The 24,541-nt window shown below is 63.4% G+C and carries 21 protein-coding genes; 2 read left to right on the forward strand and 19 right to left on the reverse strand.

Annotated elements, in window-relative coordinates:
• Positions 1-13 precede the first annotated feature (13 nt).
• Positions 14-880, reverse strand: a complete 867-nt coding sequence (locus ODR01_RS17010) for an isocitrate lyase/PEP mutase family protein (protein ID WP_316978889.1) — start codon at positions 878-880, stop codon at positions 14-16.
• A 317-nt stretch (positions 881-1,197) separates the two neighbouring features.
• Here ODR01_RS17010 and ODR01_RS17015 point away from each other — a divergent pair, with 317 nt between their 5' ends.
• Positions 1,198-3,135: a sigma 54-interacting transcriptional regulator gene (locus ODR01_RS17015; RefSeq protein WP_316978890.1), complete on the forward strand. Its 1,938-nt coding sequence runs from the start codon at positions 1,198-1,200 to the stop codon at positions 3,133-3,135.
• A 48-nt stretch (positions 3,136-3,183) separates the two neighbouring features.
• Here ODR01_RS17015 and ODR01_RS17020 read toward each other — a convergent pair whose 3' ends face one another.
• From ODR01_RS17020 to ODR01_RS17090, 15 genes are all read right to left on the reverse strand, one after another.
• Complete coding sequence (locus ODR01_RS17020; protein ID WP_316978891.1) at positions 3,184-3,927, reverse strand: SDR family oxidoreductase; 744 nt, start codon at positions 3,925-3,927, stop codon at positions 3,184-3,186.
• Between the two features lie 46 nt (positions 3,928-3,973).
• Positions 3,974-4,909, reverse strand: a complete 936-nt coding sequence (locus ODR01_RS17025; protein ID WP_316978892.1) for an AEC family transporter — start codon at positions 4,907-4,909, stop codon at positions 3,974-3,976.
• Between the two features lie 67 nt (positions 4,910-4,976).
• On the reverse strand, positions 4,977-5,747 hold the full coding sequence (locus ODR01_RS17030) for an SDR family NAD(P)-dependent oxidoreductase (protein WP_316978893.1): 771 nt from the start codon (positions 5,745-5,747) through the stop codon (positions 4,977-4,979).
• A 152-nt stretch (positions 5,748-5,899) separates the two neighbouring features.
• Positions 5,900-6,289, reverse strand: coding sequence for an AraC family ligand binding domain-containing protein (locus ODR01_RS17035; protein WP_316978894.1), 390 nt, complete (start codon positions 6,287-6,289; stop codon positions 5,900-5,902).
• A gap of 48 nt (positions 6,290-6,337) precedes the next feature.
• Positions 6,338-7,108, reverse strand: coding sequence for a glucose 1-dehydrogenase (locus ODR01_RS17040; RefSeq protein WP_316978895.1), 771 nt, complete (start codon positions 7,106-7,108; stop codon positions 6,338-6,340).
• Positions 7,105-7,872: an IclR family transcriptional regulator gene (locus ODR01_RS17045; protein WP_316978896.1), complete on the reverse strand. Its 768-nt coding sequence runs from the start codon at positions 7,870-7,872 to the stop codon at positions 7,105-7,107. The genes ODR01_RS17040 and ODR01_RS17045 overlap by 4 nt, the downstream gene beginning before the upstream one ends.
• Before the next feature lie 26 nt (positions 7,873-7,898).
• Positions 7,899-8,420 (reverse strand): TRAP transporter small permease, encoded by a 522-nt coding sequence (locus ODR01_RS17050; protein WP_316978897.1) that lies wholly within the window; start codon positions 8,418-8,420, stop codon positions 7,899-7,901.
• 5 nt (positions 8,421-8,425) lie between these two features.
• On the reverse strand, positions 8,426-9,712 hold the full coding sequence (locus ODR01_RS17055; RefSeq protein ID WP_316978898.1) for a TRAP transporter large permease: 1,287 nt from the start codon (positions 9,710-9,712) through the stop codon (positions 8,426-8,428).
• A 46-nt stretch (positions 9,713-9,758) separates the two neighbouring features.
• The gene (locus ODR01_RS17060; protein WP_316978899.1) at positions 9,759-10,754 is read right to left on the reverse strand and encodes a TRAP transporter substrate-binding protein; all 996 of its coding nucleotides are present in this window, start codon (positions 10,752-10,754) and stop codon (positions 9,759-9,761) included.
• 339 nt (positions 10,755-11,093) lie between these two features.
• Positions 11,094-12,767 (reverse strand): ABC transporter permease, encoded by a 1,674-nt coding sequence (locus ODR01_RS17065; protein WP_316978900.1) that lies wholly within the window; start codon positions 12,765-12,767, stop codon positions 11,094-11,096.
• On the reverse strand, positions 12,764-13,843 hold the full coding sequence (locus ODR01_RS17070) for an ABC transporter ATP-binding protein (RefSeq protein WP_316978901.1): 1,080 nt from the start codon (positions 13,841-13,843) through the stop codon (positions 12,764-12,766). The genes ODR01_RS17065 and ODR01_RS17070 overlap by 4 nt, the downstream gene beginning before the upstream one ends.
• A gap of 28 nt (positions 13,844-13,871) precedes the next feature.
• Positions 13,872-14,993 (reverse strand): extracellular solute-binding protein, encoded by a 1,122-nt coding sequence (locus ODR01_RS17075; protein ID WP_316978902.1) that lies wholly within the window; start codon positions 14,991-14,993, stop codon positions 13,872-13,874.
• Positions 14,994-15,379: 386 nt separating this feature from the next.
• Positions 15,380-15,898, reverse strand: coding sequence for a hypothetical protein (locus ODR01_RS17080; protein ID WP_316978903.1), 519 nt, complete (start codon positions 15,896-15,898; stop codon positions 15,380-15,382).
• 89 nt (positions 15,899-15,987) lie between these two features.
• Entirely contained in the window at positions 15,988-18,444 is a 2,457-nt protein-coding gene (locus tag ODR01_RS17085) for an ATP-binding protein (protein WP_316978904.1), read from the reverse strand.
• Positions 18,441-18,650, reverse strand: a complete 210-nt coding sequence (locus ODR01_RS17090) for a hypothetical protein (RefSeq protein ID WP_316978905.1) — start codon at positions 18,648-18,650, stop codon at positions 18,441-18,443. The genes ODR01_RS17085 and ODR01_RS17090 overlap by 4 nt, the downstream gene beginning before the upstream one ends.
• Before the next feature lie 656 nt (positions 18,651-19,306).
• Here ODR01_RS17090 and araD point away from each other — a divergent pair.
• Positions 19,307-21,070, forward strand: a complete 1,764-nt coding sequence (gene araD, locus ODR01_RS17095; RefSeq protein WP_316978906.1) for an L-arabinonate dehydratase — start codon at positions 19,307-19,309, stop codon at positions 21,068-21,070.
• Positions 21,071-21,289: 219 nt separating this feature from the next.
• Here the strand turns inward: araD and ODR01_RS17100 are convergent, their stop codons facing one another.
• The 3 genes from ODR01_RS17100 to ODR01_RS17110 all read right to left on the reverse strand — a co-directional run bounded on the left by ODR01_RS17100 (position 21,290) and on the right by ODR01_RS17110 (position 24,140).
• Entirely contained in the window at positions 21,290-22,594 is a 1,305-nt protein-coding gene (locus ODR01_RS17100; RefSeq protein WP_316978907.1) for a TRAP transporter large permease, read from the reverse strand.
• Positions 22,594-23,073 carry a TRAP transporter small permease gene (locus tag ODR01_RS17105; protein ID WP_316978908.1) on the reverse strand — a complete coding sequence of 160 codons (480 nt, stop codon included), beginning with the start codon at positions 23,071-23,073 and terminating at the stop codon, positions 22,594-22,596. The genes ODR01_RS17100 and ODR01_RS17105 overlap by 1 nt, the downstream gene beginning before the upstream one ends.
• 119 nt (positions 23,074-23,192) lie before the next feature.
• Positions 23,193-24,140 carry a TRAP transporter substrate-binding protein gene (locus tag ODR01_RS17110; RefSeq protein WP_316978909.1) on the reverse strand — a complete coding sequence of 316 codons (948 nt, stop codon included), beginning with the start codon at positions 24,138-24,140 and terminating at the stop codon, positions 23,193-23,195.
• Positions 24,141-24,541 lie beyond the last annotated feature (401 nt).

Here is a 24,541-nt window from a genome sequence, read left to right on the forward strand (position 1 = left end):
TTATATTTTCGTTTTAGGAACTGTAGTGTTTTTCGGTCGAGTTATATTCCGGAAGCCCAATCAGCGCGTTGAAATCCTCGAACGCGATCAGTTCCGGAAGCAGCTTCTGGGTAGTCTTCTGGGTCTTCAGTTCGACCATGTAGTCGGAAACCGCCTTCGCGGCCGCATACAGCGGTCCGGTGCAGAAGATGGCGATCCCGAATCCCATGGCTTCGAGTTCGTCGGTGGTCAGGTTGGGCGTGCGGCCCCCTTCCAGCATGTTGGCCAGCGTGGGGGTATCGGGGAACGTTGCCGTGATCCTGCGCATCTCCTCGACCCCTTCGGGGGATTCGATGAAGATCACGTCGGCGCCGGCTTCCTCGTACGCCTTGCCGCGCCGCAGGGCCTCGTCGAGGCCAAGGCTGGTGCGCGCGTCGGTCCGGGCGATGATGACGAAATCGCTGTCCAGCCGGGTATCCGCCGCCGCCTTGATCTTCTGCACCATCTCTTCCATCGGAATGACCCGACGGCCCTGCATATGCCCGCATCTCTTGGGGAATAGCTGGTCTTCGAGCTGGATCGCGCAGACGCCCGCCTTTTCGTATTCGCGCACCGTGCGCATCACGTTCAACGGATTGCCGTAGCCGGTGTCGCCGTCGGCCAGGACCGGCACGTCGACCGCGTCGGCGATCGCCGCGGCCCGGGCGACCATCTCGGTCATGGTGAGCAGGCCGACGTCGGGCTTGCCCAGAACGCTGGCCGAGGTGCCGTAGCCGGTCATGTAGACCGCCCCGAATCCGGACTGGGCGATGATCTTCGCACTGAGAACGTCATAGGCTCCCGGAGCCACCAGCAGCTTGCGGTCACGGAGGAGTGCTTTCAGTTGAGTCGTTTTCTTCATGGACATCTCCCTTGGTCAGTTTTCCTGATCAACGCAAATGCCATGCCATTATGTAACGTATTGATTTATAACGTTTCCTCGTCGCCCTTCATGTTTCATTCTACGAGCTTCCCCGATTTTTGAAACATTATATCGATACCGGCGCCGTCCCCCCTCCGGCGCACCGCGGAGGGGGGGCGGCGCCGCACCGTGGGCCGACCTTGCGTTCCCATGTATGGTTGTGAAACTATTGCCGGTGGGTTTCCGGACCTGCCGCCAGTTCACGTTTCTCTCCGGCTGTGGCGCGCCCCGCAATGGGGCCGGAACGGAGCGACCAAATGACGGTGAGAATCGGCCTTCTGACTTATGACCATCTGCACGCCCTCGCGTTCCAGGCGCTCGACTATGTCGACGATCCGGATATCGAGCTGTGTTTCATCGAAGGGCTGATGGGCGAGATCGTCGATACCGTGAAGCGCTACTATCGGGAGAACAAGGTCGAAATGTTCCTGGGCGGGGGTGCCAATGGCACCTTCATCAAGGAACATGCCGACGTTCCGGTAAAGATCATCGACATCGGTCTGTTCGAAATTCTCACGGCCGTTGCCAAGGCAAGGCGGCTGGGCGAGCGGATCGGCATCGCGACCTACAAGGATGCCCGCTGCTACGCGGATGTCCTGCGCGAAAGCCTGAACATGGACATCGTCAAGATCTCGTTTGCCGACGAGGAGGAACTGAGCCGCGGTCTCCAGACTGCGGGCGTCGACGTGGTGGTCGGGGCGAGCCTCGCCAACCGGCTGGCCGAGAAGGCCGGTTTGCCGTCGGTGCTGATCTACCCCGGGCCGGAGAGCATTGCCGCCGCCATCAAGGATGCCAAGGTCATGGCCTTGGAAATCCGAAGCGAAAAGGAGCGCCGCATGATCTTCCAGGCGGTTCTCGATTACAGCTGGGGCGGCATCGTTGCCACGGACAGCGATGGCCGGGTGATCGCCTATAATCCGGTGGCCGAAAAACTGTTGGCCAAGCCCCGCTCGAATGTCATCGGCAAGTCGATGTCCGGGGCGCTTCCCGATATCGGGGACACCGAGCTGACATCGAGCCTGAAGCCGCAGATCGGACATCTGCGGGAACTCAACGGGATCAAGGTGGTGGTCAACCGGATTCCGATCGCGGTCAGCGACGACGCGGTGGGATCGGTGACGACATTCCAGAAGGTGTCCGAACTGCAGAAGGCCGAGGGCCGGATACGCACGAAACTCGCGGACAAGGGATTGTCCGCCAGAATTCGGTTCGACGACATCGTGGCGGTCGACGAGAACATGCGCGTTGCCGTCGCGCGCGCACGCCTGTTCGCCGACAGCCGGCTCAGCGTCTACATCTTCGGCGAAACCGGGGTCGGCAAGGAGATGTTCGCCCAGGGAATCCACAACGAAAGCAGCTATCGCGACGGCCCCTTCGTCGCCGTCAATTGTGCCGCGCTGCCGGAATCCCTGTTGGAGAGCGAGTTGTTCGGATACGAGGAGGGGGCGTTCACCGGATCGCGCAAGGGCGGCAAGATGGGCCTTTTCGAACTGGCGCACAGGGGCACGATCTTCCTCGACGAGGTGGCGGAAATCCCTCTGCACATTCAGGCGCGCCTGCTGCGTGTCCTTCAGGAAAAGGAAGTCATGCGACTGGGCGGCGACCGCGTGATCCCGATCGATGTGCGGGTCGTTTCCGCCTCCAACCGCCACCTGCGCGACGGCGTTGCGGCGGGCATTTTCCGCGAGGACCTGTTCTACCGGCTGAACGTCCTCCATGTGGAAATTCCCCCCCTCCGGGAAAGGTGCGACGACATCGCCGAACTGTTCTTCCACTTTCTGTCCGACCGCCACCCGGACCTGGCCGAATGCCTTCTTCCCCTTCGCGCCACGATCGTCGAGATCATCTGCCGCTATTCCTGGCCGGGCAACGCGCGCGAACTCCAGAATGTAATCGAACGGATTTCGGTTCTGCTGCGCACCGGCGCCGACTGCACGGAACACGAGTGCCGGATGGCGGTGCTGGAGGCCATCGGCAAGGATGTCTTCATCCGCGACTTCGCCGCGCAAACCACGGCCGACGGCGAACGCGCCGACAAGAACGGCGCCGTCGTACAGGAGTTGTGCAAGATATTCCGGGGCGATACCGAGCGGGTCGCGCGGCAGCTTGGGGTCAGCCGCACGACGCTTTGGCGGCGCACCGCCGACCTCGCCGATTCCGGACGCTCCTTCGGGAAACGGGGCCGGCGCCATTGATCCCGTAACGGCGGGCCGTCGCCCCGGGCGTTTCGGATGCGCCGGCCGTCACATGGTCCAGCCGCCGTCGAGCGTCCAGGTCTGCCCGGTGGCGAACGCGGCCTCGTCGGAGGCCAGGTAGACGGCGAGCATGGCCACCTCCTCGGGCGTGCCCAGGCGCTTCATCGGCTGGCGTTCCATGAAGCTGGCGCGCACCGCCTCGTAGTTGCCTCCCGCCGCCATGCGCTCGTTGAGCGAGGGCGAATCGATGGTGCCGGGGCACACCGCGTTGCAGCGGATGCCGTTGCCGACGAAATCCCGCGCGATCATCTTGGTCAGGCCGGTGACGGCGGCCTTGGTGGTGCCGTAGACGAAGCGGTTGGGCACGCCGGTGATGGCGCTGGCCACCGAGGAAATGTTGACGATGGCGCCGCCGCCGGCCGCGATCATCGCCGGCAGGAAGGCCCGGATCACGCGGTACATCGACTTGACGTTGAGGTCGAAGGAAAGGTCCCAGTCCTTCTCGTCGCACTCCAGGATGGTGCCGTTGGCGACATAGCCGGCGGCGTTGAAGACGACGTCGACGGCGCCCAGCTCGGCGGCGATGGCCGCGATGGCGGCGGGGTCGGTGACGTCGAGGCGCCGGGTCTTGATGGCGGGGTTTTCGGCGGCCAGCGTGGCCAGCGATTTCTCGTTGATGTCGGTGGCCCACACGTGGGCCCCCTCGCGGGCGAAGGCCAGCGCGGTGGCCCGCCCGATGCCCTGTCCCGAGGCCGTCGCGAAGATGGTCTTTCCTGCCAGTCTGCCGCTCATGCTTGCTTCCTCCTCATGGATTTGCCCCTTGCCGGCCGCGCCGTCTTCATGGCGCCAGCAGGCCGGCCAACACCGAAAACGTCACCACGGCGACGGCCGTCGACACCAGGATGGCGGTGGACGACCGCGCCGCGTAGATACCGAAACTCTGGGCGACGACAAAGACATTTCCGCCGATCGGCAGCGCCGCCGCCAGCACGGCGATGGTGGTGCGCTCGGCCTCGAGGCCGAAGGTCAATGCCATCGTCGCCAGGATCGCCAGCGGGTGCAGGACCAGCTTGCCGGCCGCCATCAGGGCCACCTCGCCGAAGCGGTGGGCTATCGGCTGCCCGGCCAGCTTGGCGCCGATGGCGAACAGCGCGCAGGGGCCGGCGGCGCGCCCCAGAAGCTCGGTAAAGGCGTTGACGGGCGCCGGCAGTTCGATGCGAAAGGCCGCCACCGCGCCGCCCGCCACCACCGCCAGGACCAGCGGATTGGTGGCGAAACCCTTGATCACCTTCCAGGCGGTCGACAGGGGATGGCCGTCGCGGCTGCGCGCCACTTCGAGCAGCGCCATGGTCGGCGTCTGCACCAGCACCATGTCGGTCAGCATGGCCAGCACGGCCGGCACCGTCGCCTGTTCGCCGAACAGCGCGATCAGCATCGGCAGGCCCATGTAGCCGATGTTGGAAAGCTCCGCCCCCTGTCCCTGCAGCAGGGCGGCGCCGAGCGGCAGTTTGAACAGCAGGCGGGCCAGCGTCGCGGTCACGATATAGACGGCCCAGCCGCCGATGGCCCACGCCGCGATGTAGGGCATGTCGAGGATCTCGGCCAGCGGGCGCAGGGCGAGCGCGCGGAACACCAGGGCGGGCAGCGCGAAATACCAGACGAACACGTTGAGCCCCGGGATGCCGGCTTCGGGAAAGGCGCGCAGGCGCGCCGCCGCGTAGCCGCAGCCGATGAGGGCGAAGAAGGGCAGGGTGACGGTGAAGACGGTGTCCAACGGATGCTTCCGGCTGGCGGTGGGGCGGGCGGGCCATCGTCAAAGGCGGACGGCCCGCCACCGCCTCCTACGGCATGACCATGCCGCCGTTGACGTCGATGATCTGGCCGGTGATGTAGCCGCTCATCGAATCGGAAGCCAGGAAAAGATAGGCCCCGACCAGGTCCTCGGGCGTGCCCAGCCGGCCCATGGGGATCATCTTCTTCCACTGCTCGACGGCGGATTCCGGGGTCTCCTTGTGGAACGGCGTCCAGATGGCGCCGGGCGATACCGTGTTGACCCGGATCTTGCTGCCGACCAGTTCCTTGGCCAGGCTTTTGGTCACCGTGTGGACGAAGCCCTTGGTGGCGGCGTAGACCGAGGCGCCGGGGCCGCCGCCGTGGCGGGCCGCGACCGAGCCGGTGTTGATGATGACGCCGCCGCCCTGCTTCTCGAAGTGCGGGATGGCGGCCCGCGTCGCCGCCACCACCGAGCGGATGTTGAGGTCGATGATGGCGTCGACCACGTCGTCCTCGTTGTCGACCGCCATGGTGCGCTGCACCAGGCCGCCGACGTTGTTGACCAGCACGTCGATGCGCCCGAAGGCGGCCACCGTTTCCTCGACCACGCGGCGGGCCTCGGCCGACTTGCTGAGGTCTCCCCGAAGCAGGATGGCCTCGCCACCCTCCTTCTTGATCGCGGCCACCACCTTTTCGCCCTCGGCGCGGCTGCGGTTGCAGTGAACGGCGACGCGGGCGCCGCTGGCGGCGAAGCCCTGGGCGACGGCGGCGCCGATGCCGGTGGACGAGCCGGTGACCAGGACGGCCTTGCCGGCCAGATCTCCAAGGTAATTCTTCATGGTGTTGCTCCTCGACAAAAGCCGACGCCCCGGGCGCCGCCAATGGCGGCACGCCCGGGGGTCGGGAACGGAACGCAAGACTAAGACATAAAATGGGAGGACGGAAACCGGAAGTGGCCGGCTGCCGTCCCCCTTTTCAGGTCGAGCGGAGGTTACTTCGCGTGCTTGACGGGCAGGCCGTGCTTGGCCATCAGTTGCAGATAGTCATCGCGCGGCGGGACGAAGACGTCGATGCCCTTGAAGCCGGTGGTCGTCTTGCCGCCGTGGATGGTGTTCGACGGATGGATGCAGACGTCGCCGGCTTCCATCAGGAAGGTCTCGTCGCCGCAGGTGTGCATCTCGCTGCCTTCGAGAATGATCAGGATCTGCACGGCCTCGTGCTTGTGCAGCGGAAACTCGGTGCCCGGCGGGTTTTCGATGAAGCTGAGCAGGGCGCCATCGCTGGCCAGGAAGCGGGTGCTCGACGCCGCAGTCAGCGGCACCAGCGGAATGTCCTTGATGGTATGGCAGTACTTGGATTTCTTGTTGGCGGTGTAGGTCACGGCTTGTTCTCCTTTCGAAAAGTCGGTGCCGATGGCGCGATGGGCGGCCTAGAAGGCCAGCCAGCCGCCGTCGACGAAGATGATCTGGCCGGTGATGTAGTCCGACGCGTCGGAGGCCAGGAAGACGGCCACGCCCATCAGGTCGGCGGGTTTCGCCCAGCGGCCCAGCGGAATGCGCCCGGTGATGTGGTCGCGCCGGCCGCTGTCGGCGCGCAGCGGCGCCGTATTCTCGGTCTCGACCCAGCCGGGGCCGATGGCGTTGACCAGGATGTTGTACTGTGCCCAGTCGTTGCACATGGTCTTGGTGACCTGCACCAGGCCGCCCTTCGAGGCGGCATAGGCCGGCACCGTGCGGCCGCCCTGCACGGCCAGCAGCGAGCCGGTGTTGACGATCTTGCCCTTGTGCTTGTGGGCGATCATCACCCGCGCGCAGGCCTGCGACAACAGGAACGGCCCGGTCAGGTTGACCTTGATCTCCTCTTCGAAGACGTCGGCGTCGAAGTCCTCGCAGGGCGTGCGGTGGATGGTGCCGGCGTTGTTGAACAGGATGTCGACGGTGCCGAATTCCTTGACCGTGGTGTCGACCAGGGCCTGGATGCTTTGGCGGGAGCGCATGTCGACGACGGTGCCGATGGCCCGCCCGCCGCCCAGTTTGCTCAGTGCCGCGGCGGTTTCCTTGGCCTTGTCCTCCAGGATGTCGGCGATCACCACATTGGCGCCGGCCTCGCAGATGGCCTGGGCCAGGGCGGCGCCGATTCCGCGGCTGGCCCCGGTGACGATGCCGGTCCGACCGGCCAAACTGAAGGTATCGAGAATCATGCTGCCTTATCCCCTTGTCCTCTGACCAGCGCACCGGAAATGGCCGCGGCTTGGCGGCGCACCGCCTCGATCTCGGTCTCGATGCTGCGGTCGCTGCAGATATAACTTGGAAACGCGATGCTGACGGCGCCGACCACGTCGTCCGGGGAGCCGAAGATCGGCGCCGCCACACATATCACGCCACGCGTGATCTCTTCCCGGTCAAGTGCGAAACCCTCCTTGCGTACGGTGGCGAGTTCCTCCCGGAGCTTGACCGGGTCTACGATTGTCTTCGAGGTGATGGCCTCCAAGGGCAGGGTCAGGAAACGCTCCCGATCCTCCTTGCGGGCGAAGGCGAGCAGCGACTTGCCCATGGCCGTGCAGTGAAGCGGGAAACGCTTGCCCACTTCGGAAAACAGTTTGATGCCGTAATCCTGCGTCTCGATCTTGTCGACATAGACCCCGGCATCGCCGTCGCGGATGCCCAGCGTGGCGGTGTGATGGGTGGCTTCGTGCAGGGCCTCCAGGTGCGGATGGCCGAGGATGCGGAGATCGAGATTGGCGGTGACCTGGCAGCCCAGCCCGGCCAGCTTGAGGCTGCCGCGATAGCGCGCCGTGTTGGGCGAGAAGGTCAGCACGCCCATCGCCACCAGTTCCTTGAGGATGCGATGCGCGCTGGCCTTGGGCGTTTTGGTGGCCGCCACGACCTCGGCGAAGGTCATGCCGGTCGGCTGGCGGGCGACCACGGTTTCGACGATGGTGAAGGCCTTTTGCAGCGTGCTCATGAAATTTTCCTCTCGCCGTCCGGCGCCTACGCGGCACCGGGCCGGTCGGCGGCCCCCTGTTTAAAACGATCGACGGTGGCGCGAAAGCCCTGGACGATGTTGCGGATGGAATAAGCCAGCATGATGAAGCCGGCCGTCGGCATGGGGGCGTACCACCAGGCCATCGGCCAGGACAGGATGGGCGAGGTGCGTCCCATCGACAGCGTCAGGTCGAGGCTGTAGCGGGCGAACATCAGGATGAAGATGGCGGTCAGGACTTCGAGGCCGAGCGCGAACAGGCGGCCGGACCGGGTGCCGGCCAGCATCTGGGCCAGGGCATCGATCTTGAAGTGGTCCTTCTCGCGCCACAGTTCCGCCGCCGCCATGAAGATGAGCGAGGCCATCAGCCATTCGATGACCTCGTCCGACCAGCTCAGCTTGGCGATGGGGACGAAGCGGATGAACACGACGGCGCCGCAGATGGCGGTCAAGGTCAGCAGGTTGGCGATGCAGAAGACGCGCAACACCCAACCCAGGGCGCGGTCGATGGTTTTGAGGGCGTTCATCATGCTCCTCACTTCGGCATCAGCAGGTTGGGCAGCCACAGGGACAGCTCGGGGATGAAGCTGATCATCAGCGTGACGATGAAGATGCCCAGCAGATAGGGCCACACCTCGGTGCTGAGGCGGCCGATCGAAACGCCGCTGATGGTCGCCACCGCATAGAGGCTCATGCCGACCGGCGGGGTCAGAAGGCCGATCATCGAGCACAGGATCATGACGACGCCGAACTGCACCGGGTCGATGCCGAAGCGCTCGATCAGCGGCATGAAGACCGGGATGGTGATGACCAGCACCGCGATCCCCTCCATGAAGCAGCCCAGCACCAGCAGGATGAAGATGATGATCAGAAGGATGATCCACGGTTCCGAGGTGATGGTGGTCAGCCCCAGGATCACCTTTTCGGGGATGCTCTGGTGGATCATCACCCAGCTGAAGAAGTCGGCCGTCGCGATGATGAACAGCACCCGCACGCTCTGCTTGACCGATTCCCAGATGATCTCGGGAATGTCCTTGATGCCGAATTCACGGTAGATGACGCCGCCCACCACGAAGGCATAGAGCGAGGCCACCACCGCCGCCTCGGTGGGGGTGAAAAGGCCGCCCAGGATGCCGCCGATGATGATGACCGGCATCAGCAGCGCCAGGGCCGAACCCATGAAGGTCTTCCACAGATGACGGAGCGACGGCCACGGGTCGACCGGATAGCCGCGCTTCTTGGCGATGAAATAGACGGCGATCATCAGGGCCAGGCCCATCAGGACCCCGGGCACGAAGCCGGCCATGAACAGCTTGACGATGGAAACGCCGGCCATGCTGCCGTAGACGACGAACGGGATGGAAGGCGGGATCACCGGCCCGATGGTCGAGGACGCCGCCGTGATGGCGGCGCTGAACTCGCGGTCGTAGCCGTTCTCGGTCATCGCCTTCATCTCGACGACGCCAAGACCGGCGGCATCGGCCACCGCGGCCCCCGACATGCCCGAAAAGATCATGCTGGCGACCACGTTGACGTGCCCCAGGCCGCCCCGGATATGGCCGACCAGGGCGCGGGCGAAATCGAACACCCGCTGGGTGATGCCGCCGTAGTTCATCAAATTCCCGGCCAGGATGAAGAACGGGATGGCGAGCAACGTAAAGCCCGTCGTCGCCACGTACATGCGCTGGGCCATCAGCGGCAGGATGGCGATCTCGCCCGCCAGGGCGAAAACGCCCACCGCCGTCAGCCCCATCGCTGCGAAGATCGGCACGCCCAGCAGGACGAGTCCCACCAGGACGCTGAAGATCGCAAGCGTCAACATAGTCCGTTCTCCATCCCGGTTCCGGGTTATTGGTGGGCTGCGGCGCCTACTTGGTTTCCGCAACCATCTTCAGGAACGCATCGACATTGGCCTTGCCCGAGTACGCGGCGATGGAGTCATAGGCCGGCTGCATCTTGGCCTTGAAGGCGGCGAGATCGGGCTCGGTGACCTTCATGCCCTTTTCCTTGAGCAGGGCGATCATGCCCTTCTCGGCCTTGAGGTTCTCGTCACGGAACCACTGGCCGGCCTTCTGGGCTTCTTCCTTGACGATCTTCTGCTGGTCGGCGGTCAGCTTGGCCATGGCCTGCTTGCTGGCGACGGCCACCATCGAATTGTAGGAATGGTAGGTCAGCGCCAGGTGGGCCTGCGTCTCCCACAGCTTGAGCGAGCTGATGACGGAAAGGGGGTTCTCCTGGCCGTCGACCACGCCCTGCTTGAGGGCCATCGGCAGTTCGGGGAAGGCGATCTTCGTCACGATGCCACCGGCCGCTTCCATGGCCGCCTGCAGCTGGATTTCGCCGGGGGTGCGGATCTTCAGGCCCTTGACGTCGTCGGGCTTCATGATCGGGCGCTTGCTGTTGGTGAGGTTGCGGAAACCCCATTCCCAGTTGGCCAGATGCACCAGGCCGATCTGGTCGAAGCGGGGGGCCACCCATTTGGTGAAGGGGCCGTCCAGCACTTTCCAGGCGTGCTCATAGCCCTTGTAGACGAACGGCAGCATGACGACGCCGAACGGCTTGTCGCCGGCCGGACCGTACTTGTCGAGCATCGGCTGCGTGGGCAGCGTGATGTCGATGGCGCCCTTCATCTGCTGTTCGAGCACCTCGTTGCCGTCGCCCAGCTGGTTGGCCGGGAACAGCTTGATGGTGACCGCATTGTTGGTCCGCTTGGCCACCGCGGCGGCCATCATCTCGGCCGCCTTGCTGGCTGTATGGTCGATCGGGGCGTAGTGGGCGAGCTTGAGTTCGACCGCCGAAGCCGGGGTGGCCATCGCCGCCACCAGCGACGCGGTTCCCAGCAGGCCGAGCACTTTCTTCAACATGTCCTTGCCTCCTCGGTGTGGGCTTTTGGCGGAATGCCGCTCCGCTGGCCTGTCCGTTCATCCGGGAATGACCGGCCTTGCCAAGACCGCCGGCGGCATGGCCGGGAGATTCTTGGGGGTCGGTCTGTCGAACGTCGCGGATGGACGGACCTGGACGGGGCTCCTTCCCCGAAAGCCGCTTGTTTCATTATTGGAACTAAGTTCCGCAAAAAAGGATGCCCGAGACGAGGGGGCCTTGTCAAGGCGGCGATGATGGCAGTGTCGGCTCCACAAACGCCGAGGGCGGCTTTCGCCGCCCTCGGGTCGTATTCCGGCCTTGCCGGCCAACGGGCCGCCGGATCAGCCGAACAGGCCGCCGACCTGGCGGCCGGCGATGCGGTTCACCCCGTACAGGCTGAGCGCGCAGACGGCGATCAGCACCACGCCCAAGGCCGCCGCCTGGCTTTGCGAGCCGGCGATGTAGAAGGTGAAGATGCCGAACGGGATCATCTCCCAGCCGCCGAGGGTGAGGAAGATGATGGCCGAGGCCTCCTGGATCGACATCAGGAACGAGAACATGGCGCCGACCAGGATGCCCCTCCAGATCAGCGGCACGGTGATGTCCCAGAAGGTACGGACCTTGCCGGCGCCCACGTTCTGCGCCGCTTCCTCCATCGAGCGGTGGACCAGCAGCAGCGACGAATAGCTGCCGCGCACCGTGTAGGGGATGCGCCGCACCGCCAGCACGAGCGGCAGGATGATCCACATGCTGGTCAGCGGGATGCCGATAAACGGCAGCGGAAAGTTGAACGCCCGGATGTAGGCGATGCCGATGGCGGTGCCCGGAATGGCCAGGATCAGCGTCGTCAGCACGTCCATGGCGCCGCGGCCGGGTGCCGCCGTGCGACCCATGATCCACGCCATGGGCACGCCGACGAACACGCAGAACGCCACCGCGAGGCCGGAGTAGACGAAGGAGTTGATGATGAACTTGGGCGTCTCGATGGCCACCTGCTCGAAGTATTCGAGGGTGTATTCGACCGGCAGCGCCGTCAGCGCCCAGCCCCGGCCCACGGCGGCAAGCAGGACGCCGACCTGGGGGATGAAGGTGAGCAGGATGAGGACGACGAGGAAGGCCAGCACCACCCACTGCGTCACCGGCCGCAGGCGCTTGCGCTCGACCTGGGTGTAGGTAAGCGAACTGTAGTCCTTGATCGCCACGTACTGCCGGGCGACCAGCACGAAGATGATGGCCAGCAGGACCAGCAGCGCCGAGATGACGATCCCCATGCGGAAGATCCGGCGGTCGACGAACTGCATGATGTTGAGGTAGGCCTGGGGCGCCAGCAGGTCCTGCACGCCGACCACCAGCGGCGTCACGAAATCGGCGAACGTCCAGATGAAGACCAGCAGCGCGCCCGAGATGTAGCCGGGCGTGGTCAGCGGCAGGGTGATGTCGCGGAACCGGCGCCAGCCCTTGGCGCCCATGACCGAGGCCGCCTCCTCGAGCGACGGGTCGACCTTGGTCAGCGCGTCCAGTACGCTCAGCGTCACCAGCGGGAACAGGTGGATGGTCTGGACCAGCAGCACCCCGTGGATGCCGTACATGAAGTTGATGGGGTGGATGAGGCCGAACCAATCCATCAGCAGCACGTTCAGGGTTCCCGCGCGGCCGAGAATGAAGGTGAAGCCCAGCACGCCCACCAGCGGCGGCAGGATGAGCGGCAGCATGGTCAGGAACGAGAACAGGTTGCGCCCGGGGAAGTCGTAGCGCACCAGCAGGAAGGCGATGGCGATGCCGACGATGGAGGTCGTGATGACCGCCGCGACGCCCAGGATCATCGAGTTCACCAGCGAGCGCAGATAGAACCTGTCGGTGAAGAAATCGATGAAATTCTCGGCCGTGAGCTGGCCGGCCTCGTTGGTGAAGGCGTCGTAGAAGATGCGGCTCAGCGGATAGAGAACGAACAGGATGAGGAACGCCCAGATCAGCAGGAAGCCGAGCGTTCCGAGGTATGCGCCCCGCAGTTTCATCGTTCGGCTCCGATCACCACGGTGCTGGCGGCGGGGAAGCTGATCGTCACCGGGGCTCCCATCGGCAGCGGCTGGTGGTGCCACGGATCGCCGATGTCGACCTTGAAGAGGACGCCGGCGTCGAGCTGGACGTCGTAGCGCAGCGTGTTGCCGAGATAGGCGGCGAAGGTGATCTTGCCGTCGGCCATGTTGAGGTCCGGCGACGGCGCCGCGCTGATGCTGCCGTTCTCGGGCCGGATGCACACCACGCAGGAGGCGCCCGGCTGGAAACGCGCGTCGTAAAGCGCCTGCAGGGTGCCGAGCGCGGTCTTCACCAGGACCCGCTTGTTCGCCGGGTCGACCGTTTCGACGGTGCCGTCGATCAGGTTGTTGATGCCGATGAAATCGGCCACGAAATAGCTGGCCGGCCGCTCGTACAGCTCCTTGGGGTGGCCCACCTGGCAGACCTTGCCCTTGTTGAAGACGGCGATGTGGTCGGAAAGGGTCAGCGCCTCCTCCTGGTCGTGGGTCACGTAGATGGTCGTGATGCCGAGATCCTTTTGCAGCTTGCGGATCTCCTGGCGGACCTGCACCCGGATCTTGGCGTCGAGGTTGGACAGCGGCTCGTCCAGAAGCAGCATCTTCGGGTTGAGCACCAGCGCCCGGGCCAGCGCGACCCGTTGCTGCTGCCCGCCCGAAAGCTGGCCCGGATAGCGATCCCCCAGCCCGCCCAGCTCGACGTTGTCGAGCACGGTCGCGACCCGCTCGTTGATCTTCTCGCGGGGAATCTTCTGCAGCTTCAGCCCGTATCCGACGTTCTGGAACACGGTCATGTGCGGCCACAGCGCGTAGTTCTGGAACACCATGCCGATGCCGCGCTGGTCGGGCGGCAGGTGGTTGACGACCCGGTCGTCGAAGCGGATCTCGCCCTCGTCCGGCGTGTAGAAGCCGGCGATGAGACGCAGCGACGTCGTCTTGCCGCAGCCGGAAGGACCCAGGAGGGTGAACAGCTCACCCTCCTGGATGGTGAGGTTGACGTTGCTTACCGCCGCCATGTCGCCGAAGCGTTTGGTGACGTTCTTGATTTGTATTTGCACGGTGCCCGTCCGCTATCGAGAGTGAAGCTCAGTTTTTCTTCTTCAGGTCTTCCCACACGGACTCGATGTCCTGGCGGAACTGCGAGTTGACCTTCTCGTAGCGCGGCGTGGCGATGTTTTCGTCGTAGATGTTGGTGACGTCGACGTCGAAATACGACCGCAAGCCGCCGGTGAACGCGACCGCCTTCTCGGCGGTGGAGCCGGGCGCGCCCTCGACCTTGTACTTGGGCGTGATCGGGAACACGCCGCGCTCCATGGCGACGCGCTGTCCGGCCTCGCTCAGCAGCCATTCGACGAACGCCTTGGCCGCCTTGGGATGCGGGGCGCCGGCCAGGATCGCCATCGGCTCCGGCGTGATCCAGGCGGTCTTGGGGGCCACGAACTTGACGTCGAAGCCGGCCAGGACGTCCTCGAACGCCATATAGCTGGGCACCGCGAAACCGGCCGCGAACTCGCCCTTGGCCACCACCGACGGCACGTCGCGGCTGCGCGCCGTGAACATGCCGGTGTTGCCGGCCAGCTTCTTCAGGAACTCCCACCCCTTGGCGTCGCCGTCGCGCTGCAGGATGACTTCATAGGTGGCATGGCTGCTGGAAGAGCGGCTGGGCGCGCACTGCGCCACCTGGCCCTTCAGCTTGGGGTGCAGCAGGTCGTCCCAGTCCTTCGGCACCGGGGCGCCGATGCGGGCCAGGACCTTGGGATGATAGACCAGGCCATAGGGTTCCAGCACGGTGCCGGTCCAGAAGCCCTTGGGGTCCTTGAGCGGGATCGCCTTCGGCTTGCCGATGCTGGCCGGAATGGCGTCCATCACCTCTTTCGGCAGGTCGAGCTTGGCCAGCAGGTTCTGCTGGGACAGCTTGTCGAACAGCGCGCTTTCGCCGCCCCAGAAGATGTCGGCGGCGGGGCGGCCCTTCCATTCGACGATGCGCCCATAGGCGACCGGCGTGCCGGCGGCCAGCGCGCTGGCCTTGACCGTCACGTTCCACTTTTCCTTGGCGTATTTGGCGAAGGCCGCCAGCGCCGGATCGGTCAGCGTTTTGGCGACCGGCGTGATGAGGACAAGCTCGTCCTCGATTTGTTGGGCGGCCACGGGGCTGGCCGCCAGCAGGGCCGTCAGTGCGATCGGAAGAATCTTCGACGAACGGATCATCACTTCCTCCTTCGGAAAACGCCGATGCCTCACGCCACCGGCAGTCCCATTACGGGGGATTGGCGTCCCTCAACTCGACCACTCTCACGGATGCGGTGCGACCGCGCGTTCGGCCACCCGGTCGCCTGCCATCGTTGGGCCGGCGCGGGCGAACCATTCGATATTGATGGAAGCCGCCATTCTTGATTAGTCCCCCAGATGAAACCGATCTTATCGGCTTTTCGGAAACGAATCAACGCATGCGCGAAAACGAAAGCGCGTGTTGGGTTGCGAACGCGGGGGGGGATGGCGGTGGGTGTGGGGCGGGATAGGTAGCGGGATGGGTTATGGGCGGTAGCGGTTGGGCTTCGCTGGGTGGCGTGGGAGAGGGACTGCGCTTCGCGATGTCAGTCGCGCCATTCGAAGCAGCCAGCATCCTGGATGAATATGCGTAGGATGCGGTCAGAGTGTAAGATCAGTTCGCGGTCTCTCTGATTCTGCGGCGACTTCACTCCATGGAACATATTGCAGCGGACAAGGTAGATCGTCCAAAGCAGTTGTTCCCAAGACGGAGGATGATTGTTTTCCCAGTCCTGTGGCTGAAATTTGACACGATGGCGCACGCATTCAGCCAGAAGTTCGTCCATCGATAATTTCGAAAAGACATCATGGCCCAACTTTTTCCGCACGTCCCGGACATTCAATACGGGCCACATCGCCGCGAAAGAATGGACTCGATTCCTAAAGGACCCGGATTGGTACATCAACGCGTCGTAGGCTTTGATCAGACGTTCATTTGTTGCCAGGGCAGTGATCATCGCAGCGTCTGTGTTGGCTTGCGTTACTGACTCCATCCAACCGTTGAAAGCCATCCAGACGTTGACGAACGACATGAACGCAGATCGCTGACGATCAGCATTGCGCATGAGGTCTCGGACCAGATCGACTGTCTCTGGGTCTAGGGTCTGAAAATTACGGAAACTAATCAATTGTGCTCCTCGGGGTGCCGACGTCGTTATGGCCTTTTTTGCAGGAGATTGAGGTTCAACTCGCCGCATCCGCAACGAAGCGCCTCCTTCCTTCCACGATCGGGAGCGACGAAATACATTTCCTCGCAGGTCGCGCAGCCGAACGAGTCCGTGAGGGCTTTGAACGCCGTAACGACGGGCGCGAAATCCTCCTTCTTGAGGTCGGCCCAGGCGTTGAAATGAACGGCGGCATTGACCTGCCAGTTATCATAATTAGTTTGGATTTTAGCCTCGTCGAATGCCACTTCGAGCATCTCGATCTTTTCGATGACGTCCCTCTGATTCCACGAACTCGCGGCCACTTTGGCTTTCTTCAGAAGATCGCCGAGCGTACTGGTTGCATTCGGTAGGAGGTCGCTGAGCACAAATTGAGCATCGCCCCGGAACTCCACATTCGCCCGCAACCTATCGCATGCCTCCTTGGCAAAATGCTCCAGATAGTGGCGCAACAGGGCGGCAGCGGCTCGGACATCGCCCGCAGCAAGGTAAGCGTCGATTTCGCCCCAGACGTCTCGATCATCCCATTCCGTGGGGCCAAGATCGACGGTCCAAGTTCGGAAGTGAGCAAAGTTGCGACCCTTGATAAGTCCTTCGGACTTCATATGCCGCAGCCAAATCTCGTCATGCGTCGTGAAGACGAACTGGGTATCCGGGAAGTTCTCTTTTAGAAGGGTGCAGACTTGGCGCCGGTGGCCAGCGTCAACCGACATCAGTACATCGTCCAGCACCGCCAAGGTGAAGTTCTCCCCAAGCAGGTGGTTCATCAGGGCCAAGTAGAGGCAGAGGCCCATACCATCTTGGTGTCCCTCGCTGTGATAGGCCCCTGGTGGAAAGTGGCCACGACCGTAGAAATCGACGTCGAAACCGAGCTTGCCGATCGACGGCATTAGCTTTGCGGTGAAGCCGCTTTCGTCGTCCTCGTTGATCTTGCGGTAGTAGCTCGAAAAGGCCATTTCCACATCTTTGTAGATCTTCTCCAGGCTAGATGTCGTTACCTCGCCATAGGTGTTGAAGACTTTCGCGGCGCGCTCCGCCCGGACTTTACCGGCTGTCACCTTGAGCTTGGCCGTCCGATATTGTTCTAGCCGCTCCTGCGCTAGAATGAGGAACTCGCGTGCGGCGTCTTGCTTCGTCGGCTCTGGGATCGCGTCGATGGCGGCCGCCAGTGCATCACGGGCGGCGGCAAGATCAGGGACGCTGTTTGCCGTCGCCAGAACGGCACGCGTGTCATTGAGCGGGAGCAATTTCTGAAGCAGCTGATAACGTCCGAGCAGAACGGCTTTGAAGTCGCTAAGCGCTTTCGCATCAACGGGCGGTGAAAACTGAGGAGCGTAACCAATCATGGTGGCGAGTGCCGTCCCGGCCGCGTACAGCGTGTCGAGCAGCGGCTTGATCTCGGCTTCCAAAGCGGTTCGCTTTTTCGTGACAGCATCGAAATGGCCGAGCTTAGCGGCGAGATGGGCTTCGAACTCGCCTGGCTCGAATGGCGTATCGCAGACCGGACAATTGGTTCCATCATAGAGTTCGACAGCCGACTTGAGCAGGGTCTCCCTAGAAAGGCCATCTAGGCTGTCGGCGTCTTTTCCGAGCTCAGCAGCAGAGGCTTCCGCCGCTGCGCAGGCCTGCTTGAAGGATTCTGAACCAAGGATTTCCAGCGCCTCTTTCATCGTGGCAAGGTCGGCGACGGCCTGGACCTTGTGAACGCGGCCGGGTCTGGACGCAGTCGTCGTCGCCAGACCATCCTTGACCGAAGTGGTCGCGTCGAGGTCTGTCAGCGGCGGAAGGGCAAGGGTCTCTCGACGTGGGTTCACCGCAGCGAGAACAGCCTTCTTGCTCAATTGGGGTGCGTCGAGCGTCGTTAGTAGGTTCTTGATCGCGTCAGCTTCCGCGCGCTCAAAGACCGGCAGATCCCTGGCGCAGGCATTGGCGATCTTCTGTAGAACTGCGCGCAACCTCTCGATGTCGTCCAAGCGAAGCAGACTTTGCACCTCCTTTGCACGCTGCCCAGGTTCGGAGATGACGTAGCGGATCAGTTCGCGCCGAGAGAGGACGAACTCTGGGTGTAGTTTCACGTCATCGAAGACTGCGATGACGTCGGAATTGGCAGGCGTAATTTTCGGCGTTCCAGCTGCTTTCACGGTGCGATGAATCGTAGCCTTTCTGCCGCCGAGCGCCGGAATGATGACGTCGAGGGTGACGAAGGCCGCTTCTGGCTTGTTACGGCTGTCGACATGGGGACCATGAGCCTTCACCGAGAGCCCACCAGTGCCGGCACCCACGAGACGTGAGATATTACCCGTTAGCGCAAATTCGACTGCGTCTACGATGCCGCTCTTGCCAGTGCCGTTTGGCCCGCAGGCGGCGAAATTTTGGCCCTTAAGGTCGAGCTTAAGTTCGCGGATACCGCGAAATTCGTGGATGTGGATCTTTTCGATGCGGATCATGGAGCATCCGGGAACAAGGCTGTCCGGATAGCGGGTTCAGCGAATATACCGTCATCGAGAACCGTTTTACGAAGCTTCGGTGCAATATCAGTCAGCATCTCATCTTTGGCGAGCGTGTCGAAAAACTCACCAAGAATAGTTGCCGAAACTGACTTGACCTTGGGGTGCGGTAACTCCGAAGCCTCATGACCTGTCGATGTACTCATGGGCGCTTCCCTCATTCGTGATAGAATACCCCAAAATTTTATATTGCCATAGAGGGAGTGCAGTATCGAACCAATTAGGTATGTCCGGCGCTGCGGCCCTCGGGATGAAGGAGAAACACCGCTTGGAACTTAGAGGGTTCGCCTTCTAGTGGCGGACCGGGCACCTGGAGGTCCTTTCGGGTCATGAGCGGACAACCGCTCATTAGCCAGCTTGCTGCAACGCTCCATTGCCGCCCTTGACATTTTCCCTAAATAGGTATATATTCACTTACTGATTTTTCCCGCGCCGGCCCAGGTCGGGCGCGTCGGGCGGCGGCCCCTGGGGCCGCGCCGCCGGTTGAGCGCGCGCGGGCGGGCCCGGGGCGGGGGCCGTAAAAGCCCCATAAGTCCTTGGAAACAAAAAACAAAATGGCAAAATGACGAGAAATGACGAGGTTTTTTTCGGCGCTTCCCTGTTTTCCTTTGTCGGTTCAATGGGTTAGCCCCAATCCCCAAAACCGGAATCTCGTCATTTTTGGCCCCGCGCCGGGCGCCGGGGCCGGCCGGGGCGTCGCTCCTTCCCCCGGCTGCCCCGCCGCGCCCCGAAATGCTATAGTGGCGCCGGGAGACAATGGGGGGCGCCCGGCCGGGCCGCCTCCGCCGATGGGAGATCAGCGATGAGCGACGGCAAAGACGCCAAGCACGGCAAGAAGGGAAACGGCAACGGAAAGTTCCGCTCCGCCGCCTGGTACGGGCCGGCCGACATGGGCGGCTTCATCCACCGCAGCTGGATGCGCAACCAGGGCCTGCCCAGCCACGTCTTCGACGGGCGGCCGGTCATCGGCATCTGCAACACCAAATCCGAATTCAATCCCTGCAACGCCCACTTCGACCTCATCGCCGAGCACGTCAAGCGCGGCGTGTGGGAGGCCGGCGGCTTCCCGGTCGATTTCCCGGTGATGTCGCTGGGCGAAATCACCTTCCGCCCCACCGCCATGCTGTTTCGCAACCTGGCCGCCATGGAGGTCGAGGAGTCCATCCGCGGCCAGCCCATCGACGGGGTGATCCTGCTGGTCGGCTGCGACAAGACGACGCCGTCGCTGATGATGGGGGCGGCCAGCTGCGACCTGCCGGCGCTGGCCATCTCGGGCGGGCCGATGCTGAACGGCCGCTACAAAGGGGAACGCATCGGTTCCGGCACCCACGTCTGGAAGTTCAGCGAGGCGGTCAAGGCCGGCAAGATGACGGTCGAGGAGTTCATGAACGCCGAGGCGGCGATGAGCCGCTCTCCCGGCCACTGCATGACCATGGGCACCGCCTCCACCATGGCCAGCATGGTCGAGGCCTTAGGGATGGGTATGCCGGAAAACGCCGCCATCCCGGCCGCCGATTCGCGGCGCGGCACGCTGGCCCACATGGCCGGCCGGCGCATCGTCGAGATGGTCCACGAGGACCTTCGCATGTCGAAGATCCTGACGCGTGCGGCCTTCGAGAACGCGATCCGGCTGAACGGCGCCATCGGCGGCTCGACCAACGCGGTCATCCACCTGATCGCGCTGGCCGGGCGCGTCGGCGTGCCGCTTTCGCTCGACGACTGGGACCGGATCGGCGCCGAGGTGCCGACGCTGGTCAACCTGATGCCCTCGGGCGAATACCTGATGGAGGACTTCTATTACGCCGGCGGCCTGCCCGCCGTCATCCGGATCCTGGGCGAGAAGGGGATGCTGCACAAGGACGCGCTGACGGTGAACGGCAAGTCCATCTGGGAGAACAGCAAGGACGCCGCCGTCTACGACGATAAGGTGATCCGCCCGTGGGATCAGCCGCTGACGGCCAAGGGCGGCATCGCCGTGCTGCGCGGCAACCTGGCCCCCGACGGCGCCGTGCTCAAGCCCTCGGCCGCCTCGCCCGCCCTGATGACCCATCGCGGGCGGGCGGTGGTGTTCGAGACCATCGAGCACTATTACGAGCGCATCAACGACGCCTCGCTCGACATCGACGAGACCTGCGTCATGGTCTTGAAGAACTGCGGGCCCAAGGGCTATCCCGGCATGGCCGAGGTCGGCAACATGGGGCTGCCCGAGAAGCTTCTGAAGAAGGGCGTCACCGACATGGTGCGCATCTCCGACGCCCGCATGAGCGGCACCGCCTATGGCACCGTCGTGCTGCACGTCTCGCCCGAGGCGGCGGCCGGCGGGCCGCTGGCCCTGGTTCGCGACGGCGACATGATCGAACTCGACGTGCCCGCCCGGCGGCTGCATCTCGACGTCGCCGAGGCCGAGCTCGCCAGGCGGCGGGCGGCCTGGACGCCGCCGCCGCCGCCCATGGCCGGGGGCTACCAGAAGCTCTATTACGATCACGTGCTGCAGGCCGACCGTGGGGCCGACCTCGACTTCCTGGTCGGCGCCCGCGGCGCCGCCGTGCCCCGCGAGTCGCACTAGAGCATTTTGCATTCAGGCGGGATCATTCTTCATCGTCACCCCCGCGAATGCGGGGGTCCAGGGCGAGTGACGGAGCGGTTGCCCTGGATTCCCGCATTCGCGGGAATGACGACCAACAAAAGGGTGATTCCATGCGGCCGCAAAATGCTCTAGGGGCACATAAAAAAGCCCCGGGGCCTTGCGGTCCCGGGGCTTTCGATGGACGAACCGCCCGACAGGTCAGCCCACGTACTGGGGCATGATCAGGCGGGGCAGCCACAGGATGATCTGCGGGAAGAGGACGACCAGCAGCAGCACGCCCATCATGGGCGCCAGGATGATGCCGACGTCCTTCATCACCTTCAGCAGTTTTATCTCGCCGATGGCGCAGGATATAAGCAGGCACAAGCCGTAGGGCGGCGTCACCAGGCCGAAGGCCAGCGAAACGACGCCGATGATGGCGAAGTGGATGGGGTTCAAGCCGGCGAATTCGGCCAGCGGCCACAGCACGGTACCCAGGATGATGATGGCCGGGATGGCGTCGATGAACATGCCGATGATCAGGAACGCCGCCATGACGATCAGGCCGGTGCTCATGGGGCCGACCCCGAAGGGCTTGAGATACTCGACCAGCGCCACCGGGATCTTGTAGTAGGCCAGCAGCCAGCCGAAGGCCGAGGCGGTGCCGACGCAGAACAGCGAGATCGCCGCGAAGCGCGCCGAATCGTAGAATACCTGCGGGATGTCGGGGAGCTTGAGCGAACGGTAGCCGATGACCCCGAGCAGCAGGGAATAGATGACGGCGATGGCCGAGGCCTCGGTCGGGGTGAAGAAGCCGCCGACGATGCCCCCGACGATGATCAGGGGCGTCATCATCGGCGGGATGGCCCGGACGATGGCGATGGCCGCCTCGCGCAGCGTCGAGCGCCGATAGATCGGATAGTTGTAGATCTTGGCGTAGATGTAGACCGTGACCATCATCGACAGGCCGAGCAGGAAGCCCGGGATGACGCCGGCCAGGAACAGGCCGCCGATGGAGACCGTCATCAGGCCGCCCCACACCACCATCAGGATGCTGGGCGGGATGATGACGCCCATCACCGACGAGCACGCCGTGATGGCCACCGTGAACGAGGTCGAAAAGCCCTGCTTCTTCATCTGCGGGATGAGCAGCGAGCCGATGCCGGCGGCGTCCGCCGTGGAGGAGCCCGAGATGCCGGCGAACAGCATGCTGACCATTATGTTGATGTGGCCCAATCCGCCCGGCAGGTGGCCGACCAGGGCGCGCGACAGCTGGATCAGGCGGTCGGTGATGCCGGCGGCGTTCATCAGGTTGGCGGCCAACAGGAAGAAGGGCACGGCCAGCAGGACGAACGAGTTGTAGGATTTGTACATCTCGTTCATCAAAAGGAAGGGCGTCAGCCGGTCTTCCAGAAGGAACACCGGAATGCAGGCCAGGCCTAGAGAGAAAGCCACGGGTACCCGCAAGAACACCAGGCCGAGGAACACCGGGAAAAGGATCGAGGAAACTTCCCACGCCGACATCAGGCTGCACTCCGAAACAGTTTCACGTTGTCGACCGTCTTCTCGGCCAGGAACAGGATGTAGCTGGCACCAGCCAAGGGCCAGGCGATGTAGATATACACCATCGGCATGTCGGCCATTTCGGACGTCTGTTGCAGACTGGATGCGACGAAGTGCTCGCCCCACAAAACGAAGACGACCGCTGCGATGAAGATGCAGATATCGACGAACAGGTTACGCACCGCTTCTGTGCGCTTGCTGACGGTGGGCGGCAGCAGGTCCACCGTGAAGTGGCTGCCGTCGCGCACCGCGATCATCGATCCGACGAGGATGATCCAGATGAAGCAGAAACGCGCCATCTCCTCGGTCCAGATGTACCGCGGGATGAACCCGATGTAGCTCGAGAAGATTTGCAGCGTTACCGGCACCATGAGCAGGAACATCAGTATCGTCAGGGCGAGTTTCAGGAAGCGGTAGTAGTAGTCTATGGCGCGTCTCATTTGCGGATTCCCACGCGAACTACGGCAAGCGATGTCATGAGGTGAACCGGCGAAGGGGCCGACGGTGATCATGACCGCCGGCCCCTCCGTCGAAAGGATTGTTGATCCCGTCCGTCAGGTTACTTGACGGCCTGGATCGCCTTGAAGAGGTCGGCCGCCCCGACGTCGGCGAAGAACTTCTCGACCATCGGCGCGGTGGCCGCCACCAGCTTGTCACGCTCGGTGAAGGGAACCATCTTCAGCTTCCCTTCCTTCTGCGACTGGGCCATCAACTTCGAGTCCTCGCTGGACTCGAGGATGCGGCCGTAGGTGCCGGCGTCCTTGCCCGCCTGGATGATGGCGTCCTGGAGGGCCTTCGGCAGCTTCTTGAAGGTCTTGTTGGCGAACCCGAGGGGCCGGATGGTGATGGCGTGCTGGGTCATCGCGATGTGCGGCCCGACTTCGTAAAACTTCATCTGCAGCAGGCCGGCGGCCTCGTTCTCGGCAGCGGCGATGCGGCCCGTCTGGATCGCGTTGTAGACTTCGGCGTAGGCGATCACGGTCGGGGCCATGCCGGCGGCCGCAAACGTCGAGCTCCAGATCGGCGCGCCCTGGACACGAACCGGCAGATTCTTGATCTCGGCCATGTTGGTGACCGGCTTGTTGACGATCAGGTTGCGGATGCCGCCGCCGCCGTAGCCGAGGATGATGACGTCGGCCCGCTTCAGGATGTCGTCGTCGATCGGCTTCAGCACGTCGCTCGACAGCACCTTGGCCCAATGCCCCATGTCCCTGAACAGGAACGGCGGGTCCATCAGGGTCGCCCACTTCGAATAGGTCGACATGTGCGCCGGCGAGACGACGGCATAGTCGACCGAGACGCCCTGGCTCATGTAGTTGAAGAAGTCCTTCTCGAGGCCCAGTTCGCTGTTCAGGTGCATGACGAACTCGAGGGACTTGCCGCTCGTATTGTAAAGTGCGGTCAGTTCCTCGAACTTGCGCATCAGGCGCGTGAACGCATGGGTCTCGTCGAACTGGCTCGCCCCATGGAACGTGAAATCCGCGGCCTGAGTAGCCGGGACAGACATGAAACCCGCAATGACTCCAACGCAGGTCATCCGGCCAATTTTCTTTAGCATGAGTTCTCCCTCCACGCTTTTTGACGTTTGCAGTGAAAAACACTCCCTGTCCATCCATCCACGAAGGGGGGCGGGACAGTTTTGATCTTGTTCACCAAAGTACGATATCATCGTCTGACGGCTCCCGTAAACGGAGAAACCTCTGGTTTCCAGGGGCGGAACAAGACCCATGTTTCCGCACTAGCGGATTGAATTTCATTTATTTTTTCTCCCGTCAGGAGCGAGTTCCACCGAACTTCCACACTGGTGGGCAACAAAATTGTTGCCAATTTTGCCGTCATTCCCGAAAACAGCGCGTGGCGAGGGCACCGCAACGGATGCCCCGCAAGGAAATGCCGAAAAGGCGGAAG

The sequence above is a fragment of the Shumkonia mesophila genome, assembly GCF_026163695.1.
Lineage (GTDB): Bacteria > Pseudomonadota > Alphaproteobacteria > Rhodospirillales > Shumkoniaceae > Shumkonia > Shumkonia mesophila.